General features: G+C 72.5%; 22 protein-coding genes and 1 pseudogene. 8 read left to right on the top strand and 15 right to left on the bottom strand.

Annotated features, from left to right (window positions below):
- Window positions 1-110: 110 nt before the first annotated feature.
- From ACGFZ2_RS20125 to ACGFZ2_RS20070, 12 genes and pseudogenes are all read right to left on the bottom strand, one after another.
- A pseudogene (locus ACGFZ2_RS20125) lies at window positions 111-1,339 on the bottom strand (IS701 family transposase).
- 111 nt (window positions 1,340-1,450) lie between these two features.
- Window positions 1,451-1,771 (bottom strand): hypothetical protein, encoded by a 321-nt coding sequence (locus ACGFZ2_RS20120; protein WP_393269797.1) that lies wholly within the window; start codon window positions 1,769-1,771, stop codon window positions 1,451-1,453.
- A 146-nt stretch (window positions 1,772-1,917) separates the two neighbouring features.
- Complete coding sequence (locus ACGFZ2_RS20115; RefSeq protein WP_393455602.1) at window positions 1,918-2,928, bottom strand: LLM class flavin-dependent oxidoreductase; 1,011 nt, start codon at window positions 2,926-2,928, stop codon at window positions 1,918-1,920.
- Complete coding sequence (locus ACGFZ2_RS20110; protein ID WP_091105867.1) at window positions 2,925-3,251, bottom strand: TIGR04076 family protein; 327 nt, start codon at window positions 3,249-3,251, stop codon at window positions 2,925-2,927. Before ACGFZ2_RS20110 ends, ACGFZ2_RS20115 begins: the two co-directional genes overlap by 4 nt.
- A complete protein-coding gene (locus ACGFZ2_RS20105) occupies window positions 3,248-3,625 on the bottom strand; it encodes a nuclear transport factor 2 family protein (protein WP_393455599.1) in 378 nt (125 codons plus the stop codon). The genes ACGFZ2_RS20110 and ACGFZ2_RS20105 overlap by 4 nt, the downstream gene beginning before the upstream one ends.
- Before the next feature lie 45 nt (window positions 3,626-3,670).
- Window positions 3,671-5,317 (bottom strand): DUF885 domain-containing protein, encoded by a 1,647-nt coding sequence (locus ACGFZ2_RS20100; protein WP_393455597.1) that lies wholly within the window; start codon window positions 5,315-5,317, stop codon window positions 3,671-3,673.
- Window positions 5,314-6,552 (bottom strand): amidohydrolase family protein, encoded by a 1,239-nt coding sequence (locus tag ACGFZ2_RS20095; protein WP_393269784.1) that lies wholly within the window; start codon window positions 6,550-6,552, stop codon window positions 5,314-5,316. Before ACGFZ2_RS20095 ends, ACGFZ2_RS20100 begins: the two co-directional genes overlap by 4 nt.
- A 10-nt stretch (window positions 6,553-6,562) precedes the next feature.
- Window positions 6,563-7,546 (bottom strand): ABC transporter ATP-binding protein, encoded by a 984-nt coding sequence (locus tag ACGFZ2_RS20090; protein WP_393455594.1) that lies wholly within the window; start codon window positions 7,544-7,546, stop codon window positions 6,563-6,565.
- Window positions 7,543-8,520 carry an ABC transporter ATP-binding protein gene (locus ACGFZ2_RS20085; protein ID WP_393455591.1) on the bottom strand — a complete coding sequence of 326 codons (978 nt, stop codon included), beginning with the start codon at window positions 8,518-8,520 and terminating at the stop codon, window positions 7,543-7,545. Before ACGFZ2_RS20085 ends, ACGFZ2_RS20090 begins: the two co-directional genes overlap by 4 nt.
- 2 nt (window positions 8,521-8,522) lie before the next feature.
- Window positions 8,523-9,440 (bottom strand): ABC transporter permease, encoded by a 918-nt coding sequence (locus tag ACGFZ2_RS20080; RefSeq protein ID WP_393455588.1) that lies wholly within the window; start codon window positions 9,438-9,440, stop codon window positions 8,523-8,525.
- Window positions 9,437-10,525 (bottom strand): ABC transporter permease, encoded by a 1,089-nt coding sequence (locus ACGFZ2_RS20075; RefSeq protein ID WP_357462287.1) that lies wholly within the window; start codon window positions 10,523-10,525, stop codon window positions 9,437-9,439. Before ACGFZ2_RS20075 ends, ACGFZ2_RS20080 begins: the two co-directional genes overlap by 4 nt.
- 7 nt (window positions 10,526-10,532) lie before the next feature.
- On the bottom strand, window positions 10,533-12,140 hold the full coding sequence (locus ACGFZ2_RS20070) for an ABC transporter substrate-binding protein (protein ID WP_357462290.1): 1,608 nt from the start codon (window positions 12,138-12,140) through the stop codon (window positions 10,533-10,535).
- 299 nt (window positions 12,141-12,439) lie between these two features.
- On the opposite strand from ACGFZ2_RS20070, the gene ACGFZ2_RS20065 reads away from it, so the two are divergent.
- The 6 genes from ACGFZ2_RS20065 to ACGFZ2_RS20040 all read left to right on the top strand — a co-directional run bounded on the left by ACGFZ2_RS20065 (window position 12,440) and on the right by ACGFZ2_RS20040 (window position 17,721).
- Window positions 12,440-12,976 carry a helix-turn-helix domain-containing protein gene (locus tag ACGFZ2_RS20065; protein WP_357462292.1) on the top strand — a complete coding sequence of 179 codons (537 nt, stop codon included), beginning with the start codon at window positions 12,440-12,442 and terminating at the stop codon, window positions 12,974-12,976.
- Between the two features lie 73 nt (window positions 12,977-13,049).
- The gene (locus ACGFZ2_RS20060) at window positions 13,050-13,970 is read left to right on the top strand and encodes a dihydrodipicolinate synthase family protein (protein WP_357462295.1); all 921 of its coding nucleotides are present in this window, start codon (window positions 13,050-13,052) and stop codon (window positions 13,968-13,970) included.
- A complete protein-coding gene (locus ACGFZ2_RS20055; protein WP_393455583.1) occupies window positions 13,967-15,154 on the top strand; it encodes an NAD(P)/FAD-dependent oxidoreductase in 1,188 nt (395 codons plus the stop codon). Before ACGFZ2_RS20060 ends, ACGFZ2_RS20055 begins: the two co-directional genes overlap by 4 nt.
- A gap of 43 nt (window positions 15,155-15,197) precedes the next feature.
- Entirely contained in the window at window positions 15,198-15,458 is a 261-nt protein-coding gene (locus tag ACGFZ2_RS20050) for a (2Fe-2S)-binding protein (protein ID WP_350710265.1), read from the top strand.
- Window positions 15,455-16,921 (top strand): NAD(P)/FAD-dependent oxidoreductase, encoded by a 1,467-nt coding sequence (locus ACGFZ2_RS20045; RefSeq protein ID WP_393455579.1) that lies wholly within the window; start codon window positions 15,455-15,457, stop codon window positions 16,919-16,921. The genes ACGFZ2_RS20050 and ACGFZ2_RS20045 overlap by 4 nt, the downstream gene beginning before the upstream one ends.
- A 305-nt stretch (window positions 16,922-17,226) precedes the next feature.
- Complete coding sequence (locus ACGFZ2_RS20040) at window positions 17,227-17,721, top strand: hypothetical protein (protein ID WP_393455576.1); 495 nt, start codon at window positions 17,227-17,229, stop codon at window positions 17,719-17,721.
- 105 nt (window positions 17,722-17,826) lie between these two features.
- Here the strand turns inward: ACGFZ2_RS20040 and ACGFZ2_RS20035 are convergent, their stop codons facing one another.
- Window positions 17,827-18,426 carry a hypothetical protein gene (locus ACGFZ2_RS20035; protein ID WP_393455573.1) on the bottom strand — a complete coding sequence of 200 codons (600 nt, stop codon included), beginning with the start codon at window positions 18,424-18,426 and terminating at the stop codon, window positions 17,827-17,829.
- A gap of 188 nt (window positions 18,427-18,614) precedes the next feature.
- Between ACGFZ2_RS20035 and ACGFZ2_RS20030 the strand changes: the two genes are divergently transcribed.
- Window positions 18,615-19,310, top strand: a complete 696-nt coding sequence (locus tag ACGFZ2_RS20030; RefSeq protein WP_393455570.1) for an ATP-binding cassette domain-containing protein — start codon at window positions 18,615-18,617, stop codon at window positions 19,308-19,310.
- A gap of 38 nt (window positions 19,311-19,348) precedes the next feature.
- Here ACGFZ2_RS20030 and ACGFZ2_RS20025 read toward each other — a convergent pair whose 3' ends face one another.
- The gene (locus tag ACGFZ2_RS20025; protein WP_393455567.1) at window positions 19,349-20,011 is read right to left on the bottom strand and encodes a response regulator; all 663 of its coding nucleotides are present in this window, start codon (window positions 20,009-20,011) and stop codon (window positions 19,349-19,351) included.
- Window positions 20,012-20,088: 77 nt separating this feature from the next.
- Window positions 20,089-21,219: a sensor histidine kinase gene (locus ACGFZ2_RS20020; protein ID WP_393455564.1), complete on the bottom strand. Its 1,131-nt coding sequence runs from the start codon at window positions 21,217-21,219 to the stop codon at window positions 20,089-20,091.
- A gap of 143 nt (window positions 21,220-21,362) precedes the next feature.
- Here ACGFZ2_RS20020 and ACGFZ2_RS20015 point away from each other — a divergent pair, with 143 nt between their 5' ends.
- Window positions 21,363-22,352, top strand: coding sequence for a carboxymuconolactone decarboxylase family protein (locus tag ACGFZ2_RS20015; protein WP_393455561.1), 990 nt, complete (start codon window positions 21,363-21,365; stop codon window positions 22,350-22,352).
- Window positions 22,353-22,359: the final 7 nt, after the last annotated feature.

The raw sequence follows: 22,359 nt of genomic DNA, 5'->3' as shown, positions 1-22,359 counted from the left end.
CCCCAAGCCGTTTGTCTGGACCAGGACCGCCGACGACATCCTCAACAGCCTCGCCACATACTGCCGGCGAATTAACGACTCAGAACACTAGTACTCCAACGTCACTTCGCCTATCTGCGCTGGTAGTGGGATCGGCGGGCTCGGGCTTGGGATGTTCGGCGCCAGGTTGACCAGTGCAGGGTGTGCGCTGGCGGTAGCGATGCGGCGAGGACGAAGGCGTTGAGAAGTCGGCGGATCTCGGCGACGGTCAACGCAATGATCTTCGGGTCGGCCGGACTGCTGGGCGGTGGCGGCGAGGATGGTCAGGACGGCCAGGGCGAGCATGGCCAGGGTGATGAACCGGTGCCAGCCGGTCCAGCTGCGGACCTGGTAGTGGTCCAGGCCGATCTGGCCCTTGCCGGTTTGGAACAACTCCTCGATGCTCCAGCGGGAGCCGGCCACTCGCACGAGGGTGTGTAGTGGCACTGGGCGGGGTGACCAGCACAGGTAGAAGGCCAGCTCGCCGGTGGTGCGGTTGCGGCGGATGAGCAGCCACCGATGCTCACCAGGGCTGGTGGCGGTGGTGATCCAGGCCCGCAGGTAGTCGCGGTGGCCTTTCGCGCCCGGCCCGCAGCTGTGCAGCTGCCATTCTCGGGTGGGGATCCGCTCGGCGAGGTCGTCGACGCGGATGAGGGTGCGGCCGTCGTTGACGTGCACGCGTCGGTCACAGCCGACCGCGAGGACGTAGCCGATCCCACGGTGTTCCAGGTAAGCGCGTAGGCCGGGGTCGGCGCCGTAGACCTCGTCGCCGGTCACCCACCCTGCCGGGACGCCAGCGTCCAATGCGGCGGCGATCATCTGTCGGGCCAGGGTCGGTTTCGTGGCGAACCCGATCTGGTCGGGGACGCCGGCGGCGGTGAGGCGGTCGGGACGATCGCACCAGGTCGTCTCTGGCAGGTAGAGCCGCCGGTCGATCAGCGCCCGGCCCGCGGGTGTCACGTAGGCCAGGAACACCCCGACCTGGCTGTTCTCGACCCGTCCGGCGGTGCCGGTGTACTGCCGCTGCACCCGACCGAGCACACACCCCTTTCTTGAGAAAGCCGGTCTCGTCGGTGACCAGGACGGCCTCGGGGTGGCCGAGTTGTTCGATCAGCCAGTCCCGCACGTCGTCGCGGACGGCGTCGGCGTCCCACACCGCCGTACGCAGCAGTCGCTGCATCGCCTGCGGATCACAGTGGCCAGCCCGCTCCGCCAGGGACCAGCAGGTCTTACGTTCCACGCCCGACAGCAGGCCTTCCACGAACTGCCCGGCAGTCCGCCGTGGCTCTGCCCGCACGAACCGGCCAGCGACGCGCGTCACCGCCTCGTCCAGGACGACCGCCAGCGGTCAAGGTCTAGGCTGTGGCCCACGGCCATCACGCGATCTTCGGTTGTCCTCACAAACCATCGATGATCAACGCGGTGGCCGTCCTCATACCCGCGCTACGCCCAACGCCGAAGCCAAGTGACGTTGGAGTATTAAGGCCGCGCCGCTCGTGCGACTACCGCCTACCCCACCGTCGCAGGCGATCTGGGTCAGCATCTGCAGGACCTGGCGAAGCAGCACGTACAGCAACGACGTGCTCATGGCCACGAGCATGACGGCCGCGCAGGGCTCGAGCTCACACAGAACGCACTTCAGACAGCCGAACCGGATGTTCGAGCCCCACAGGTCCCGCTTCACGGAATTGTCCCCTTCGGTCGGCGTCGCTGCATCGGAAACCGGCGGTGCGACAGCGCGTGCGGCGGCCATTACGCAACATTTTGTCAACAGCGGTGAATGGCTGACACGTCACACAGTCGACGGCGGCAGACCGTGGTCCCGTCCCATCGCGCTTGCGGGGGAACGGAGAAGCTCGTGGCGGGGCGGGCCGGTGGATGCCCACCCCCGCCACGGCGTCACCCCCGCAGCAGCGGCAGCACCCGGCGGCCGAGCAGGTCGACACCGCCCGCCGGGGTCAGACCGTGCGGGGTGCCGAACTCCACCCGGGTGGCCCCGGCATCGAACACCGCCGTGGCCTGCGCCGCGACGTGTTCCGGGGTGCCGGAGAAGGCGAACAGGTCGAGCAGGTCCCCGCTGATCAGCGCGCCGGCGAGGTCGTGTTCCTGGCGGGCGACGTGCTGCTGGATCCGCGACAGCAGCTCCGGATCGATGTCGACGTTCGGGTCGAGGGCGGCGACCACGGCGAGGTACATGGCTACCTCCGTACGGGCCACCCGACGGGCCAGCGCGCCGTCCTCGTCCACCACGGTCACGGCGCCGAGCACCACGCCGACCTGGTCACCGGCCCGACCGGCGGGCGCGGCGTCGTCCAGCCAGGCCCGCATCGTCTTGGCCATCGCCGGGTTGGCCGAACCGCCAACCTTGATCTCCGAGGCGAACGCGGCGGCCGTCCGGGCGGTCTGCTGGCCCCACGTCCCCACCAGGACGGGCACGTCGGCGCGGACCGGGGCGTAGCGCAGGGCGGTACCGGGCGCCACGGTGAACTCCCGGCCCTGGAAGCCCCCGTCGTTGCGGGACAACAGCAGCCGGACCACGTCGACGGTTTCGGTGATCCGCCGCAGCGGCCGGGCCTGCGGCACCGCGATCTGATCCAGCCAGGTGCCCCGGGCCAGCCCGAGGTAGGCCCGCCCGTTCGACGCCAGGTCCAGCGCCGCGACCTGCCCGGCGATCTCCACCGGGTGCATGGTGAACGGGTTGAGGCAGGCCGACCCGAGCCGGATCCGTCGGGTGTGCCGCGCGGCCACCAGCAGCGGGAAGAACGGCGGCTGGTACATCAGGTCACCGAAGACCGACAGCACGTCGAAGCCGTGCCCTTCGGCGAGCTCGGCCAGCGCGGCGTACTCGTCGGCGCTCTTGTCGGACTGGAGTCCGATGCCGACCAGCCGGTGTCCTTCGTCGGTGCTCACGTGAGTTCTCCAGTCGGGATCTGTCGCCGGGCGGTCCGCTCGATCCGCAGGATGACCCGCTCGTCCGGATCCGGGCAGGCCACGTGGCAGTCCCGGGCCAGCCAGTCTTCCGGCGGCAACGGACGTTGCTTGGCCGGCAGCAGCGGCAGGCACGCCGCGAGGGCGTAGAGGCAGAAGTGCCGGCCGGTGGGGATGGTGAGCCGGCTCGACTCGGTCAGGTCGATGTGGTCGCCCGGCTGGAGGCCGCAGACGGAGCGGCCCTCGATCCGTTCCACCACGACCCGCAGGTCGTACAGGTCGGTGACCGGTTCCTCGGCGCTCATCGGAGGGCCTCAGCGTGGTGGTGCACGATCCGCCAGCCCCGCTCGTCGCGGCGCAGCACGTCCGTCACCCGGAAACAGTCGTCCGGCTGCCCGGTCGCGTACCGGGCCCGCAGGATGTAGCGGACCAGGCCCGTGTCCTCCCACGCCTCGGCCCGGAACTGCTCGGGGGCGACCGAGGTCGGGGGCGCGGCCGGTCCCCGGGCCGCCGCCCGGCGGTCCCGCAGGTCGTCCAGGGCGGCCAGACCGTCCAGCAGGTCGGGTGCGTCGGACTCCCAGATCGTCAGTTCGGGGTGCAGCCGGGCGTCGAACGCCGCCCGGTCGCCCAACGACCGGTACATGTCGGTGATGGCGGCGGTGAGATCGTCAACGGTCATCGGGGCTCGCTTCCGGTCGGGGCGGACGGGGGTGTCGGGGGTGGATCAGGAGAGCTCGGCGAGGCGGGCGCGCAGCGGATCGAGCCCCATCGGCCCGAGCCGCAGGGCCCGCTGGTGGAACCGCTTGCGGTCGAACCCGGCGCCCTCGCGCCGTTCGACCTCCCGGCGGGCCTGCTGCCAGAGCCGCGCCCCGGCCTTGAAGGCCAACGCCTGCGCCGGCCAGCCGAGGTACCGGTCGACCTCGAACCGCGCGGTCGCCGGGTCCAGCCCGGCGACGCGGACCAGGAAGTCCACGGCCAGCTCGGGGGTCCACCGGCGCGTGTCGGTGAAGCCGGTCCCGGCCGGGATCGGCACGTCCAGGTGCAGGCCGAGGTCGATGACCACCCGGGCGGCGCGCCACATCTGCCCGTCGAGCATCCCGAGCCGCTCGGCGGGACCGGCGTAGAGGCCGAGCTCGTCGGCGAGGCGTTCGGCGTAGTGCGCCCAGCCCTCGGCGTACCCGTGCACCTGGCACAGCGACCGCTGCCACGGGTGCAGGTCGACGGTGGTGAGGGTGATCGCGTGCTGGAGGTGGTGCCCGGGCAGCCCCTCGTGGCAGAGCGTCCCGACGTGCCGCCACACCGGCACCGTCGACTCGCCGGGGGGCGTCGACCACCAGATCCCGCCCGGGCGGGTCAACCCGGCGTCGGGCGGGGTGTAGTACATGACCCCGGAGGCGGCGGGGCTGATCCGGCACACCACCCGGCGGGTGGCGGCCGGGATGTCGAAGTGCGGGCCGTCCAGGGCGTCGGTGAGCCGCTCGGTGCGCTCCCGCAGCCACTCCTCCAGGTCGGGCCCGACCGGCACCCGGCCGGCGGGGTCGGCGTCCAGCCCGGCCCGTGCGCCCGCCACGTCCGGGTACCCGAGCTCGGCGGCGACCGCGCGCTGCTCGGCGGCGGTGCGGGCTAGCTCCTCCCAGCCGTACGCGTACAGCTCGTCGAGGTCGACGGTCGCGCCGAGGAAGCTGCGCGCGGTGACGGCGTACAGGTCGCGGCCGACGCCGTCGACGTCGGTGGCCCGGGGCGCCAGCTCGGTACGCAGGAACGCGGCGAAGTCCGCCGTCGCGGCGGCGGCCGAGCGGGCCCCGGCGGCCAGTTCCCCGGCCAGTGGCCCGTCCGGACACCCGGCCACCAGCCGGCCGTAGAAGTCGTCGGAGGTGACCCAGGCGGTGCACTGGTCGGCGACCGCCAGCACCTGCCGGCGGGCGACCAGGTGCCCCCGCCGGGCCGACCAGCGCAGCGTCTCGGCGTACTGGCCGAGGGCCGTGGGCACCCGGCGCAGGTGCGCGGCGACGACCGCCCAGTCCTGCGCGATGTTGCGGGGCAGGTTGTCGAAGACCTGCCGGACCAGGTGCACCGGCGTCGCCAGCGGGGCGAGCAGCCGGGTGGTGAAGCCCGCGTCGTAGAGGTCGACCTCGCTGGCCAGCCGGTCTATCAGCGCGCCGGCGAGGGCCCGCTGGGCCGTGCCGTCGACACCGGCGCCGCCCGCCGCCGTGGCGGTGCCGCGGGCCAGCTCCGCGCGGGCGGCGAAGCCGTCGGGGGAGAGGTCCGCGAAGTGCGAGTCGGGGGTACGACCCGCCGCCTCGGCGGCCTCCGGGTCCAGCCCGGCGAGCGCGTCGAGGTACCGGTCGGCGACCTCGGTGATCGTCGTCATCGGGCGACGCCGAGTCGGCCGTGGTCATCGCGGTAGGAGACGCCACCCTTGAGCACCGTGTGCAGGGTGCGCAGCGCGGACACCGAGCGGGTGGGATCGTCGCGCAGGACCAGCAGGTCGGCGTGCTTGCCCACCTCGACGCTGCCGAGCGTGTCGGCCTGGCCCAGCCACTGCGCGGGGCGGATGGTGGCGGACTTCAGGGCGTCGGCGACGGGCATCCCGGCGTCCACCATGAACTCCAGCTCACGCACGGTCGCGGTCGTCTCGTCGTAGCCGGCGTGCGGCGGCATGTCGCTGCCCAGCGCGATCGGCACCCCGTTGCGGATGGCGTGCTGGAGGCTCTCCCAGTGCCGGGGCCCGGCGGCCAGGGCGCGGTCCATCAGCCAGCCCGGCACGCCGGAGTCGCGGAAGAACTGCTCGCAGCGGCTGACCACGATGGTCGGGACGTACCAGACGTCCCGTTCGGCCATCAGCCGGGTCACCTCGTCGGTCAGCTCGTAGCCGTGCTCGACGCAGTCCAGCCCGAGTTCCACGGCGCGGCGCACCGACTCGGCCGGGCCGGCGTGCGCGGTGACCTTGCGCCCCCAGTCGTGCGCCACCCGGATCACCGCCGCCAGCTCGTCGTCGAGCAGTTGGGGGGTGTCGATCGACTCGAACTCGCCGGCGATCCCACCGGAGATGCACACCTTGATCAGGTCGGCGCCGGCCCGGATCTGCTGCCGGGTGAGCCGGCGGAACCCGTCCGCCCCGTCGGCCTCCAGCGCGTCGGCCTCCCAGCCGTGCCCCCCGGTGCAGCAGAGGGCGTGCCCGGCGGTGAAGATCCGCGGGCCGTCCACCGCGCCGCGTTCGATCCCCTTGCGCAGGGCGAAGTCGGCGTACCGGCTCTCGCCGACGAGCCGGGCGGTGGTGACGCCGGAGTGCAGGGTCCGGCGCGCCGAGTCGGCCATCAGCAGCACCAGCTCGGCGAGGTTCGACCGGTGCACCTCGTCGCCGAAGTGGCCGGGCAGGCCGAGCGAGAGGTGCACGTGCATGTTGGTCAGGCCCGGCATGACGTGGTCGCCGTGCAGGTCGACCACCCGGGCGCCGCCCGCCTCGGTGAGGACGTCGTCGACCGGCCCGACCGCGCGGATCGTGCCGTCGGCGCCGATCCAGATGCCGCTGTCGCGCTGGACGTCGTCCCGGACGCCGTCGTAGAGCGCGAGGTTGACCAGGACCTGTTCGGTGGGGATGTGCATGCGGTGTCCTCTACGCGGCGGGCACGGTGGTCTGCGCCACCGTGGGGTCGTTGAGCCAGCAGGCGGCGGTGCGGCCGCCGAGGTCGAGCGTGGGCGGCTGCTCGCCGCACGGCCGGAAGGCGTGCGGGCAACGCGGCCGGAAGCGGCACCCGACCGGCGCGTGTGCCGGGTCGGGCACCTCTCCGGCGAGCGTCCTGGGCAGCTGCGGGGAGGGTGCGATCTGCGGCACCGCGTCGATCAACGCCCGGCTGTACGGGTGCCGGGGCGAGGACCACAACTGACGGGTGGGCGCGGTCTCGACGATCCGGCCCAGGTACATCACCGCCGTGACGTCGGCGATCTCGTGCACCAGGGAGAGGTCGTGCGAGATGAACAGCATGCCCATGTCCAGGTCCCGGACCAGCCCGACGAGGAGGTTGACCACCTGCGCCTGTGACGACGCGTCCAGCGCGGTGACCGGCTCGTCCGCGATGATCATCCGGGGTTCCGGCGCCAGCGCCCGGGCGATGGCGAGCCGCTGCCGCTGGCCGCCGGAGAACTGGTGCGGGTACCGCTCTGCGGCCCCGGCCGGCATGCCGACCCGGTCCAGCAGGTCGGCGACCCTCGCCCGGCGGGCGGCGCCGGTCACTGTGTCCGGCATCCCGTCGAGGAGCTGGGCGCCGATGGTGCGCCGGGGGTTCAGCGACGCGTACGGATTCTGGAAGACCATCTGGAGCCCGACCTCCGGCACCGGCCGGCGCCGCCAGCCGAGCGGGGTGATCGGGCGGCCGGCGAACCGGATCGTCCCGGCGCTCGGCGCGGCCAGCCCGACCGCCACCCGGGCCAGCGACGACTTGCCGCAGCCGGACTCGCCGACCAGGCCGACGATCTGGCCGGGCGCCACCTCCAGGCTCACCCCGGCCACGGCCCGGACTGGCCCCCGGCCGCGCGGCTTGTACTCCACCTCGACGTCGCTGATCTCGAGCAGGTTGCCCGACCCGACCGGCTCGTTCATGCCGCCACCTCCAGGTGCGGACGGACCACGCAGGCCACCGACCGGTCGGTGCCGGCGGGGGACAGCGGGGGAGGCGCGGTGCCGCAGGACGGCTCGGCGTACCCGCACCGGGGTTGGAACGGACATCCGGGCGGCGCCTGCCCCGGCGTCGGCGGCCCGCCCGGGATGGGACGCAGCGTGCCGACGGCCTGGGTGCCGTGCGGGCGGGCGCCGAGCAGCGCGGCCGTGTACGGGTGGCGCGGCGCGGTGAGCAGCGCTCCGGTGGGGCCGGTCTCCACCACGCGCCCGGCGTAGAAGACGTACCCGCGGGTGGTGAGCGCGCTGAGCACCCCGAGGTCGTGGGTGATGAAGGCGACGGCCAGCCCGGTCTCGGCGCGCAACTGGTCCAGCAGCGCGAGGATGCCGGCCTGCACCGTCACGTCGAGCGCGGTGGTCGGCTCGTCGGCGATCAGCAGCCGGGGGCGGGCGGCGAGGGCGATCGCGATGGCTGCCCGCTGCCGCATGCCGCCGGAGAACTGGTGCGGGTACGCCCGCACCGCCCGCTGCGGGTCGGGGATGCGGACCTGGTCGAGCAGTTCCACCGCCCGCCGGTCCGCCGCCCGCCGGTCCAGGCCCAGGTGGACCTGCATGTGTTCGGTCAGTTGCCGGCCCACCGTGAGCATCGGGTGCAGCGCCGCGGTGGGGTCCTGGAAGACCATCGCGATGCCGGCGCCACGCACCTTCTGCCAGCGCCTGGTGTCCAGGCTGAGCAGTTCGGTCCCGGCGAACCGGGCCGACCCGGTGACCTTGGCGCCGGCGGGCAGCAGCCCGAGCAGGGTCTGCGCGGTGAGGCTCTTGCCGCACCCGCTCTCCCCCGCGATACCGACCATCTCGCCCTCACCGACGGTGAACGACACGTCGTGCAGGATCGGCAGCGGCCCCGTGGGGCCGGGCAGGGTGACGGCCAGGGAGTCGACTTCGAGCAGCGGTCGCATTCTCAACGTCCCTTCGCGTAGCGGGGGTCGATCCGGTCGCGCAGCGCGTCGCCGAGCACGTTGAAGGCCATCACCACGGTGAGGATGGCCAGGCCGGGGAAGACGCTGACCCACCACATGGAGAGGTCCTGCGAGCCGAGCGCCACCATCGAGCCCCACTCGGCGGCCGGCGGGCGGGGGCCGAGGCCGAGGAAGGACAGCGCGGACAGCAGCAGCACGGCGTTGCCGAGCTCCAGGGTGGCCAGCACGATCGCCGGACCCACGCTGTTGGGCAGGACGTCGCGGCGCAGCGCGCGCAGCGGTCCGACGCCGAGCAGCCGGGCGGCGCTGAGGTAGTCCTCGCCGCGCATGGTCAGCACGGCGCTGCGGATGACCCGGGCGTAGACCGGCCAGGAGACGATGACCAGCGCGAGGACGGCGTTGCGGGTGCTGGGCCCGAACGCGGCGGTCACCGCCATCGCCAGGATGATCTGCGGGAACGCGAAGACCAGGTCCGTCAGGCGCATCAGCGCCTCGTCGACGAACCGTCCCACGTAGCCGGCGACCAGGCCGAGCAGACCGCCGATCAGCAGGGCGAGCGAGACGATGGCGAGCGCGAGCGGGATCGACAGGCGGGAGCCGTGGATCACCCGGCTGAACACGTCCCGGCCGAGGGCGTCGGTGCCGAACCAGTGCGTTCCCGACGGCGGGGCATACGCGTCCGGGCTCTGTGCCAACGGGTCGTACGGCGCGACGACCGGGGCGAACAGCGCCATCAGCAGCCACCCGCCGAGGATGACCAGGGCCGCCACGGCGATCGGCTGCCGCCAGATAGGCCGCCCGGTGGAGCGACCGCGTAGCCGGCCCAGGAACCGGCGCCGAGCCAGCGCGTCGGTCGCCTTCGGGTCGGGCGCTATGGGGTCGGGCGCGAGTGTGGTCATGACAGCCGGATCCTCGGGTCGATGAGCCCGTACAGCAGGTCGACGGCGAGGTTGACCAGCGTGTAGACCAGCGCTACGAACAGGCTGACGCCGAGGATCGCGGGCAGGTCCAGCGCCGTCGCGCTGCGGTACGCGTACTGGCCGAGGCCCGGCCAGCCGAAGATGTTCTCCACCAGCACCGTGCCGGAGAGCAGCGAGGCGAAGGCCAGACCGGAGACGGTGATCACCGGGACCAGCCCGGCCCGCAACAGGTGCCGGCGGAACACCACCCGGGCGGGCAGGCCCTTGGCGTACGCGGCCCGGATGTAGTCCTGCTGGAGCACCTCCAGCATGGACGAGCGGACGAACCGGACCAGCATCGCCACGGTCAGGCTGGTCAGCACGAGCACCGGCAGGACCAGGTGCTGGGCGGCGTCCCAGGCGACGTCCCACTGACCGGCGAGGGCGGCGTCGACGGTGTACATCCCGGTCACCGTCGGCGGCGGGCTGAAGTCGGTGGAGAGCCGGCCGCCGCTGGGCGCCAGGCCGAGCTGGTAGAAGAACACGTAGAGCACGACGAGCGACAGCCAGAACGGCGGGGTGGACAGGCCGAGCAGCGCGCCGACGCGGATCAGCTGGTCGGTGATCCGGCCGTTGCGGACGGCGGCGAGCATGCCGATCCCGGTGCCGATCAGCAGCGCCAGCACCATGGTGGGGATGGCCAGTTCCATGGTCGCCGGCACGTACTGCAACAGGTCGTCGGTCACGGTGCGGCCGGTCTGCTGGGAGATGCCGAGGTCGCCCGTCAGCAGGTTGCCCAGGTACTGGAGGTACTGCACGTACAGCGGCTGGTCCAGGCCCCACTTCTCGCGGAACGCGGCCACCGTCGCGGGGTCGTTGAGCGCCTGGTCGGAGAGGTTGGCCGTGACCGGGTCGCCGGGCACCACGGTGACCAGGCCGAACGTCACGATCGTGACGCCCAGCAGCAGGCCTGCCGTGATCGCCACCCGCTTGGCCAGGAACACCAGCAGCGACCGGTGCGGCCGAGGCCGGGACGCGGTCGTGGTGACCGCGCCCGGCTCGGCGTCGTCGACTGTCGTCGTCATGAGATGGTTACTCCCGGCCGACGGCGGCCAGGTCGACCTGCCAGCCCGCGGCGGTGTAGTCGGTGCCGGTCAGGTCGCTGCTCGCCACGACGGTGGAGGAGTTGTTGGCCAGGACGACGTACGGCGAGGCGGCGTTCATCGCCCGCTGCCACTCCTGCATGGCGGTGGCCCGGGCGGCCAGGTCGAGGGTCTCGGTGACCTTCTTGCCGGCGGCCACGACGGCCGGGTCGGCCCGCTCCACCGTCCAGCCCGAGCGCAGCGCGGTGGCCTGGCCGGGGGACATGTTGTTGATCAGCGAGTCGGCGACCGGGTAGTTGAGGCTCTGCGGGGTGAACCCGAGCGCCATCTTGCCCGTACGCATCTCGTCGAGGAACGTGGTCAGCGGCTGCGGGGTCAGCTCCAGCTTGATGCCGGCCTCGGCGGCGTCGCCCTGCACCTTGGTCGCCACCGTGCCCAGGTCGACGCCCTTGTACGTGATGGCCGGGTAGTTGAACTTGACGGTGGGGTTGGTCAGCCCCGCCTCGGCGAGCAACGCCTTGGCCTTCGCCACGTCACGCTTCGACTCCTCGCCGGCGGGCAGCGCGCCCGGGTAGGCCGGGGCCACCAGCCCGGCGCCGGGGGCGGCGCCCTTGCCGTACAGCCCGGCGATGCCCTGGTAGTCGATGGAGGCCCGCAGCGCCTGGTTGAACTTCGCGTTCGAGGTGACCCCGGAGACGGCCGGGTCGGCGTTGAGGAAGAGGAAGTAGACGGTGTCCTGCATGGCGGAGGTCTTCAGCGTGTCCGGCAGCCCCTCCAGCAGCTTGCCGGAGATGTCCAGCGCGATCTCGGAGCCGCCGGCCCGCTGCATGGTCAGCTTCTGGGTCTGCACGTCCATGTTGCGCAGCACGACCCGGCCGAACTCTGGCTTGGTGCCCCAGTAGTTGGGGTTGGCCTCCAGCACCACCTGCGCCGACGGGTCGTACGACTTCAGCACGTACGGGCCGCTGCCGATGGAGTTCTTGTCCAGGTACTGCTGGGCGGTGTCGGTCTTCGCGGCGTCCGCGGCGTCCGTCGCGCCGTTCTCCTTGGCGACCTTGGAGTTGACCACGCCGGTCGAGGGCATCGCGAGGACCACGGGGATGTTCGGGTCGGCGGTCGCCGAGGTGACCACCACGGTCCGCTCGTCGGTCTTGGCGACCGTGAGGCCGCTGACCATGACCGCTGGGCTGGCCTTGACGTTCTTCAGCCGGTTGAGGGAGAAGACCACGTCGTCGGCGGTCAGCGGGCTGCCGTCGGAGAACTTCACCCCCTCGCGGAGCTTGAAGGTGAAGGTCTTCGCGTCGGCGGAGGCCTCGTACGACTCGGCCAGCGCCGGGACGGGCTTGCTGACGTCCGAGCCCTTGAAGGTCAGCAGGGTGTCGTAGAGGGAGTGCACGGCGGTGAGGCCGGTCGCCTCGTAGATCCGGCCGGGGTCGAGCGTCTTGAGGACGAACGAGGTGTTGACGGTGAGGGTCTTGGCCGAACCACCGTTACCGTTTCCTCCGCTGCCGCCCGCGCTGCACGCGGTGCTGGAGGCTGTGACCAGCGCCGCCAGAGCGATTGCTCCGACGCGGAGCCGGCGAGGGGACACCGACATGCTGTTCCTACCTTCGTATGGGCCGGCCCGCGCGGGACGGGCTCTGGGGTTGTCGCGCCGACGTCGCCGGTGACGCCGAGGTCGGGGGCCGGTGCCAACCGATGGCGGCTCGCGGGGCTTCGCCCGTAGACCGTCATGAGGTTGGATGTATCCGGACGGGACTCCTGTCCGGTTCGCGCCCCGACGTCGCTTGTCTAGTTACGCCAAACACGTTCGCCTTGTGTTTGACCATGCTAGACAGAGGCGTATAGTTGCGTCAAACATTTCTAGCCACACTGTTTTGGAACGAGGAAAGACGCATGCTCGGTGACCAGCTCCGCGACCTGCGCCAGCAGCACTCCCTCACGCTGCGCCAGCTCGCGGCCGCGGCCGACGTCTCGCCCGCCCTGCTCAGCCAGATCGAGAACGGCGCCACAGACCCCAGCCTGGCCACCCTGCGTAAGCTCGCCAAGGTCTTCGACACCTCCATCGCGGCGCTGTTCTCCGAGCCGGACGCGCCGCTGGTGCACATCAGCCGGCCCGGCTCGCGGACCCGGCTCGCCGCTCCCCCGGGGCAGATCGCCTACGACCGGCTCACCCCGGGGCGGGGCGACCTGGAGGTGCTCGAAGCCGAGCTGGCGCCCGGCGACTCCAGCTCCGGCGAGCCGTGGGCGCACCCCTCGACCGAGTGCGCGATCGCCGTCACCGGCGAGGTCGTCGCCGAGATCGGTGGCGAGAAGTACGTGCTGAGTACCGGCGAGGCGATCACCTTCGACTCCCGGCTGCCCCACCTCTACCGCAACGCCAGCGACCAGCGGGCCCGGCTCATCATCGCGGTCACCCCGCCCACCCCCTGACCCACCCGGCACGTCACCCGGCCCGCGTCGCGCACGCGGGCGGTACGACGCCGCCCGTCGAAAGGACCCCGCAGTGGACCGCGACAGCGTCGACTGGTTCGGCTACCTGCCGGCCGTCACCACCCCGTTCACCGCCACCGGCGAGCTGGACCTCGCCGCCTGGCGCGTCCAACTGGACTGGCTCGCCGCCGAGCGGCTGCACGGGATCATCGTCGGGGGCACCACGGGCGAGTGGTTCAGCCTCACCGAACAGGAACGCGCCGCGCTGTTCCGGACGGCCGCCGAACGGGTCGGCGACCGCCTCACGGTGCTCGGCGGCTGCAACGCGTACACGCCGGCGGAGGCGATCCGGCACGCCGAGGCTGCCCGGGACGCCGGCCTGCACGGCATCCTGCTCACCCCGCCGCCGTACGTGGTGCCCACCCGGTCGGAGATCGTGGCCTTCTACCGGACCGTCTCCGAGGCGGTCGACCTGCCGCTCTGCGTCTACAACTGGCCCCGTGGCACCGGCGTCGACCTGGACGCCGACCTGCTGTCGGAGCTGAGCGGGCTGGACACCGTGGTGGCGGTCAAGAACTCCACCCCGGACTTCGGCGGATTCGTCCGTAGCCTCGTCGCCCTGCGCCACCGCGTGCGCTACTTCGGCATCCCCACCAACGAGGTCGGCATCGAGCTGATGACCACGATCGGTGGTGACGGGCTGATGGGAGCCGGCGCCGTGCTCGGCGCCGACCACCCCGACTTCTTCCGCGCCCTGCGCGCCGGGGACCTCGACCGGGCCCGGGTCCTCGGCGCCCGCGACCGGGTGATCATGGAGGACTGGTTCGGGCCGGACTACGGCGCCCGGTTCGGCAACGCGCAGGCGATCATGAAGTACGCGCTCACCCTGCGCGGCGTACCGGCCGGTCACGTCCGCGCGCCGCTGCTCCCGCTGACCCCCGCCGAACAGGACCGCGTCCGGGCCACCATGACCCAGCTCGACCTGCTCCCATGACTTCGTACGACACGGCGGTCATCGGCGGCGGTCTGCTCGGCTGCGCGACCGCCTGGCACCTGGCCCGCGCCGGCAACCGGGTCCTGCTCGTCGAGAAGGACCAGGTCAACCGGCACGCCTCCGGGCAGAACGCGGGCAGCCTGCACTTCCAGCTGGAGTTCCGGATGGTCGAGCACGGCGACGACGGGGCCCGCGCGGCGGCCCGCGCGCTCCCGCTGCACCTGGACGCCATGCGGGCCTGGGCCACCGTCGAGGACGAGCTCGGTGAGCGATGCGGGGTGTCCCGCACCGGCGGGCTGATGCTCGCCGAGACCCCGGCGGAGATCGCCGTGCTGGACCGGAAGGCCGCTCTGGAACGCGAGTACGGCCTCGACGTCGCCGTGCTCTCCGGCCCGGAGCTGCGCCGGTTCGCGCCGTACCTGGCGGACACCGTGCTCGCCGCCGGTCACGTGCCCGGCGAGGGCAAGGCCAACCCCCGGCTGGTCACCCCGGCGCTGGCCCGGGCCGCCGGCCGGTACGGCGCCGTGCTGCGCACCGGCTGCCGGGTCACCGGGCTGCACCGGCGCGGCCGGCACTGGGAACTGCGCACCGGGACCGGGCCCGGGGACACCGCCGGGGAGACCCACCTGACCGACACGGTGGTGCTCGCCGGCGGGGTCTGGACCGCCGAGCTGGCCTCGATGGCCGACGTCCGGCTGCCGGTCTTCCCGGTCGGGCTGACGATGAGCGCCACCGCCCGCAGCCGGCCGTTCCTGCCGCACCTGATCCAGCACGTCGGCCGGCGGCTGTCGATGAAGCAGACCGAGGACGGCAACGTGCTGATCGGTGGCGGATGGCCGGCCAAGCTGGTCAGCCGGGCTGGACAGGTCGACCTGGAGACCAACCCGGAGTTGCGGTACGAGTCGCTGGTCGGCAACGCCGACGCCGCCCGGGTAGTCCCGGCGGTGTTCGACCTGCCGGTGATCCGGACGTGGACGGGCATGACCACGCTCACCCCGGACCACCTGCCGTTGCTCGGCGCGATCCCGCGCCGGCCCGGACTGTTCGTCGCCACCGGCGGCTCGGCCTTCACCCTCGGCCTCACCTACGCCCGGCTCCTCGCCGGCATGGTCGTGACCGGCGAGACCGACCGGTCGATCGAGGACTACTCACCCTCCCGCTTCGGAGCGCTGAACTTTGTCTGAACACCGCCCGTCGAACCCTCCGGACACGCCGAGGCGCACCCCGATGGGCCGACCCGAGCCGGTCACCATCGAGGTGGACGGCCGGACCGTTCCCGCCCACCCGGGCGAGTCGCTGGCCACCGCGTTGCTCGCCGCCGGTGAGCGGTCCGTCGGCACCACGCGCGGCGGTGCCCGCCGGGCGCCCTACTGCAACATGGGGATCTGCTTCGAGTGCGTCGTGACGGTGAACGACGTGCCCTGCCAGCGTTCCTGCCTGATCCGGGTGCGGGCCGGCATGCGGGTCCGCACGGCGGTGCCCCGGTGAGCGCGCCCGACGTGGTGGTGGTCGGCGCCGGCCCAGCCGGGCTGGCCGCCGCCGCCACCCTCGGCCGGCACGGCGCCGCCGTCACCGTCGTCGACGAGCAGGAGCAGCCGGGCGGGCAGATCTACCGCCAACCGCCGGCCGGGTTCACCCCGCCGGCCGGATCGTCCTTCGCCGGTCGGGCGCTCCTGGCCGAGGCCACTGCCGCTCCCGGCGTCCGGTGGCTCGCCGACACCACGGTGTGGGGCGTCCTCGGCACCCGGGCCGGCCTCGACGGGTACGCCGGCGACCAGCCCCCGCCGGGCCGCTACCGGGTCGCCACGCACGGTCCGGCCGGGGTCCGCCTGCTCGAACCCCGGGCGGTGCTGCTCACCGCCGGCGCGTACGACCTGCCGGTGCCGTTTCCGGGCTGGACCCTGCCGGGAGTGCTCACGGCGGGCGGTGTACAGACGTTCGTCAAGGCACAGGGCCTGCTGCCGGGCGGCCGGTTCGTCCTGGCCGGGGGCCACCCGCTGCTGCTGGTCGTGGCCGCCCAACTGGTTCGGGCCGGCGCCCGGGTGGTCGAGGTCGCGCTGATCCAGCGCCGCCGCGACCTCCTGCCCGGACCGGCCGGGCTGGCCGCTGTGGCGGGCGCGGGAGGCAAGATCGCCGAGGGTGTCGACGCGCTGCGCGTCCTACACCGGGCGGGCGTGCCCGTCCGGTTCGGCACGGTGGTCCGCCGCGCCGCCGGCGACCCGGACCTGACCACGGTGACCCTCGCCGAGGTCGGCCCCACGGGGCTGCCGGTGCCCGGGACCGACCGGGACGTCCCCTGCGACGTGCTGGCGCTGGGGTACGGCTTCGTCCCCTCCGTCGAGCTGGCCCGGCAGGCCGGTTGCGCGGTGACCTGGAACTCCCCCGCAGGCGGCTGGGTGGTCCGGCACGACGAGTGGCTGCGGACCTCGGTGCCTCAGATCGCGGTGGCCGGCGAGCTGACCGGCGTCGCGGGTGCCGAGCAGGCGGAGGTCGAGGGCCGGCTCGCCGCCCTCGGCGTGCTGCGCGGCCTGGAGCTGCTCGACGAGCACCGGGCCGTCACGCTGGCCCGCCCGATCCGCCGGGAGCTGCGCCGCCGGCGACGCTTCGTCACGCAGGTGCTCGACCGGTTCGCGCCGGACCGGGCGGCCCTGGGCAGCCTGGTCACCGACGACACCGTGCTCTGCCGGTGCGAGGAGGTGCGGGCCGGCGACGTGCGCCGCGCGCTGCGGGCCAATCCGCACCTCGGCACCGCGAACGCCGTGAAGCTGGTGACCCGCGCCGGGATGGGCCTGTGCCAGGGGCGGTCCTGCCAGCCGGGCCTCTGCCAGCTCATCTCCACGCTGACCGGCCGGGGGCCGGAACAGGTCGGCGCGTTCACCGCTCAGGCGCCGGTCAAGCCCGTCCCGCTGCGCGCCCTCGCGGTCGGCGACGAATTACAGTCCCACAAGTAGTTGGCATCGACCGAGGCCTCGTGATCGAGGTCTTCCGTCCGCCGGCGACGCAGATCGACGCTCGGCGTACATCCAGGGCTGCTGAAGAACGCGCCGATCCTGGGCACCGGGTACCACTACCGCAGTAGCGACGGGACAGTGCTGGTTCGAGTCACAGGACGGGTGAAGCCGACAGCCGCGAAAAAGATCGAGCAGGCGGTCGCCCTGCTGTCGGAATAGCCGAGGCCCAGTACCTGTCGGTAGTTGGCATGGGCGCGGATGCGCGGCTGGTTTTGATGGCGGTGGCAGGTGCTATCAATGCCGTCGTGACCGACGACGAGATCATCCAGCGGATCCGCGAGCAGACGCCGGCCGGCAAGCTGCCACCACCCGCACCACCTGAGGCTGTGGCTGAACTCGAAGCTGCGGTCGGGCATTCGATGCCTGCGCTGCTCAAGCGGATCTACCTCGAAGTCGCCGACGGCGGGTTCGGCCGCGGGGGTGAGGCCTTGTCCCTCACCGACACGACCTACAGCTTCAGCGACAGCGAGCGGCTGTTGGTGGAGTACTTGGGGTGGTGCCGGCGTCCCAACCATCCTGCCTCGGTCGTTCCCTTGTTGGCTTGGGGCTGCGCGATCTGGTCGCTGGTCGACTTCAGCACGCCGGACGGCCGGATGTGGGGGTGGGATCCGAACGTCCGTTGCCTTGAGCATGCGCTGTTTCCCGAAGATTTCACGCTGGCTGATCGGCTGCGCGGCTGGCTGGACGAACGCGAGGACTTCCCCGAAGCGCCGACACCGGTCGGATGCCCACACTGTTGAGGGTGCGCTCCGCGACATGGCGTGCGGCGTCCAGTGACACGTATTCCACCTCGGTCCTGCCGGCCCAACTGTGGGTGCCGCCAGCAAAGGCGTGACGTTGGAGTGTTAGCGGACCGGGTTTTCCAGTTGTGATCGGACCTGACGGAAGTCGCCGGCTCGGCTCTGCGCTGCGGGGAATCCGGCGAACGTCACCAGCGCGACCGTGTGATTGTCGGCCCAGCCGCAGGCTTCGACGTGGATGCCCTTGTCTTGGCCGGTGCCGCAGCGGGCCTCGCCGCCGAGCGGGCCAGCCGCGGTGGGGGCGACTGAGGTGAGGTGGGTCAGGTTGGCGAAGGTGGCGTCGAGTGCGGCTGTGGGCTCGACGACAGTGCCGGATACTGCGCTGATGAGGACGGTGCTGCCTCCGGCTGGTCGGTGCCAGCCGCGCTCCGGCGAGTACTCGCCTTCCCAGGTGACGTAGGCGGTGCCGATGGCACTGGTCGGTTCACCGCTGAGCAGCTTCTTGAGGTTCCCCAGGTTTTGCTGGGCGGTCTCGAGCAGTGATCGGTCTACCGATTCGGGCCAGCGGTCCAGCAGCCGTTTCGGCTTGTCCAGTCGCATGGCAGTGGTGGTGGGGGACAGGGCCGGCTGCGCCTCTGGCTTGCGGGTTTCGCCGGGTCGTATGCATCCGGTCGCGGTGAGCAGCCCGGTCAGGAGCACGACCACGACGCCAGTAAGCCGCCTGCGGGCGCCGTTCGCTCTTGTTCTCGTCATACCGTGCACCCCGTCTCCGTCTCGGCCGGCAGCACCGTACACCAGATGATCGTCGCGTTGGCTTCGGTGCATTCAGAAGTAGGGGTGTTCGCGGTCTCTCAACCTGGGCGAATGAACTCATCATTGACACCGCCGGCAGGGTGCAGAACCAGATCGCCCGACGGGTACGCGCCGCCGGCCGTCGGCTCGACGACCTCGAACGTACCGCCGTCGCGTCACCACCCGAACCGCTGCGGTTCCGCGCCACCGCGCTCGCCACCGCCACCGCCGACGGGACCATCGTCAGCCTGCGTCACGTGCGGATACCCGGCCGACTCACCCTCGACCGTCTCGACCTCGCCGCCACCGACCGGCTGCTGGTCACCGGCGCCAACGGTGCGGGCAAGTCCACGCTCCTCGCCGTCCTCGCCGGCCGACTGGACCCGGCCGGTGACGTCCGGCGCCGCCCCGACCTGCGCATCGGCGTACTGACCCAGGACACGGTGTTCGACCGGCCCGAGCGCACCGCCGAGGAGATCTACGCCGACGTCCTGGGCCAGGTACGCGCCGACGACGTACCGCTGGACGACCTCGGTCTACTCACCGCCCACGACGCGCGCCGGCCGGTCGGCGAGCTGTCGGTCGGCCAGCGACGCCGGCTCGCCCTGGCCCTGTTGGTGGCCGACCCACCCGACCTGCTGCTGCTCGACGAGCCCACCAACCACCTCTCGCCCCGACTCTGCGACGAGCTGGAGGACGCCCTCGGCGGCAGCCCCGGCGCCGTCGTGGTCGCCAGCCACGACCGGTGGTTGCGCTCCAGGTGGCACGGACGCGAGATTCATCTCCGCGGCACCTGAACGTGTGCCCACCTTCCTGGCATGCCGCCGACCCACCGTCATCGGCGACGCGGCGTGATCAGCCCCGACTCGTACGCCCATACGACCAGCTGGGCACGGTCGCGGCAGTGCAGCTTCGTCATCGCCCGGTTGACGTGTGTCTTGGCGGTCAACGGACTGATCACCATGCGCTCGGCGATCTCGTCGTTGCTCAGCCCCCGGGCGACGAGCTCGACGATCTCCTGTTCGCGGGCGGTCAGCAGGTCGCGTCCGACCGCCGGGTCAGCCGGCGGTGGGCTGGCGACGAACTCGCTGATGAGGGTACGCGTGACCGCCGGGGCGAGCAGCGCGTCGCCGCGAGCCACGACGGCGACGGCCTGCAGCAGGTCGGCGGGGTCGGCGTCCTTGAGGAGGAACCCGCTGGCGCCCGCGCGGAGCGCGGCGAAGACGTACGAGTCGAGCCCGTAGTTGGTGAGGATGAGGACGCGGACGGCGGCGAGGCCGGGATCGGCGGCGATACGCCGGGTGGCTTCGATGCCGTCGAGTCCCGGCATCTGCACGTCCATCAGGATGACGTCCGGCCGCAGGCGTCGCGACAACTGGACGGCCGAAGCGCCGTCGGCGGCCTCGCCGACGACCTCCAGATCGTCCTCGGCGTCGAGCAGTGCCCGGAATCCGGCCCGCATCAGCGCCTGGTCGTCGGCGAGCAGGACACGGATCATGCCGGCTCCTCCCTCCGGTCGGGAGCCGCCACGATCCGTGGCGGGCTGCACTGGTTGGACCTCGCGCAAGCGCTCGGTCATGCCGGACCGTCCAGCGGGAACGTGGCCCGTACCGCGAACCCGCCGCCGTCGCGGGCGGCGGTGTGCAGCGCGCCGTCCAGTCCGGCGACCCGTTCCCGCATGCCGCGCAGCCCCACCCCCGGTGTCACCGGCCGGACCGGCGACGCCCGGCCGTCGTCGTCCACCGAGACGGTCAGCTGTGTCGGGGTGTACTCGATGTGGATCTGGGCGGTGGCGGGGCCGGCGTGGCGGGCCACATTGGTCAGCGCCTCCTGGACCACGCGATACCCGGCCTGGTCGACCTCGACGGGCAGATCCCGCGGCTGACCGGTGACGGTCACCTGCACCGGTACGCCGGCCGCCCGGGTCCGTTCGGCGAGTTCGCCCACCCGGGCCAGTCCGACGCGGTCCCCGTCGGAGGGTGAGCGCAGCACGTCCAGCGTCGCCCGAAGTTCCCGCATCGCGGCGCCGCTGGCCTCCTGGATCGCCAGCAGCGCGGCTGACGGTTCCTCGTTGTGCTTGCGGGCCAGGTGCACGGCGATCCCGGCCTGCACCTTGATCACGGAGATGCTGTGGGTCAGCGAGTCGTGCAGGTCCCGGGCGATGCGCAGGCGCTCCTCCCCGGCGCGGCGCAACGCCATCTCCTCGCGGGTGCGTTCGGCCTCGATCGCCCGCTGCTCGACCTGTTCCAGGTAGGCCCGGCGCTGCCGCGCGACGAGTCCGGCGACGTTGGCCGCGAAGAACCAGCCCAGCAGCAGGGCGGTCCGCTCGGCGATCTGCTGGCTGGGCCGGTCGGTGGGTGCGACCGAGACGTCGCGGGTCAGGAAGCCGCCGAGGAAGACGAGGCTGGCCAGGGCGGCGGCCGCCCGGTGGCCTCGCCAGGCGGCCAGGTAGACCGTGCCGAGGACGGGGAACGCGGCGGACACCCCGGCGTGCACCCGGACGTGGAGGGCCAGCATGGCGGCGGCCACCACGCTCAACGCCACCACCGGGTAGCGCCGGCACACCGCCAGGGCCGCCGCCATGACCAGGACCAGGACGACGTCGGTCGCCCGCATCGGTGCGGCGTCCGGCGCGAGCGCGGCGTTGCCGAGCAGGAGGACGCCGAGGGCGAGGCCGCTGACGGCGTACGGCAGATCGCGGCGCATGATCGAACTGTAGAGCGGCCGTCATCAGGGAGCATCCCCCACCCGCAGTAGATGAGGCGTACCGCGGACGCGGTATCGGCGGCCGGGCAAGTGTCTGCGGCGGCACGATGTCTTCCCGGCCCGCCGCGGCAAGCATCGAACCCATGACATACCGCTTCTTCACCCCCGCGAAAGCGTCGGCGGCGACCGGTCTCACCGCGGAGGTCTACCGGCAGCTGCGGGACGAGTTCCTCGGGCCGGTGCCCACCTTCCAGGCGCTCTCGGCCGTGCCGGAGGTGCAGGCCGCGACGTGGGCGCTGATGCGCGAGGCCCTGCTCGCCGGGGACGCGTCCCGGGTCGACCGCGAGCTCGTCGCGTCGGCCGTGTCCCGGGCCAACCGCTGCCGGTTCTGCGTCGACGCCCACGTGCTGCTGCTGCACGCCCTGGGTGAGCACGAGCTGGCCGAGGTCATCGCCCGGGGCGGGACGCCACCGGAACCGAGGTACGTCGAGCTCGTCGGCTGGGCCGAGGCCAGCCGGAGCCCTCGGGCCACCGGCTGGACCAGCCCGTACCGCCCGGAGGTCACCGGCACCCTGCTCGCCTTCCAGTTCATCAACCGGATCGTCTCGGCGCTGCTCGACCCGGACCTGCTGCCCGGCGGACTGCAGCGCTCCCCGCTGGTGCGGTCGGTCGGGGGCCGGCTCTACGCCAGGGCGGCCCGGGAGCCGAAGGAGCCCGGCCGCAGCCTGCCGCTACTCGACGCCGGCACGACGACGCCACCGGCCTGGGCCGGGGACAGCCCGGTCGGCGTCGCGTACGCGTCGCTGAAGAACGCCGCCACGCGAGGCGGAGACCTTCTGGGCGACGTGGCGCGCCAGACCGTCACGGCCACCGTGCGGTGGGAGGACGGACGATACCCGGCCCGGCCCGCGGACTGGGCCGTCGACCTGGTCCGGGACGTGCCCGGCACGGACCGCATCGGGACGCGGATTGCTCTGCTGGCGGCGTTCGCGCCCAGCGCGATCAGCCCGGGCGACGTCGCCCTCTGGCGGCTCTCCCATCCGGACGACGCCGACCTCGTGCGGCTGGTCGCGTACGGCGCGATCACGGCCGCCGATCACGTCGCCCAGGCACTGTCCCCGGCTCACCGCTAGGAGCTCA

Origin of the sequence: Micromonospora sp. NPDC048063 (assembly GCF_043202855.1) — a bacterium.
Taxonomy (GTDB): Bacteria; Actinomycetota; Actinomycetes; order Mycobacteriales; family Micromonosporaceae; genus Micromonospora.
This window is presented reverse-complemented; position numbering and strand designations above follow the sequence as displayed.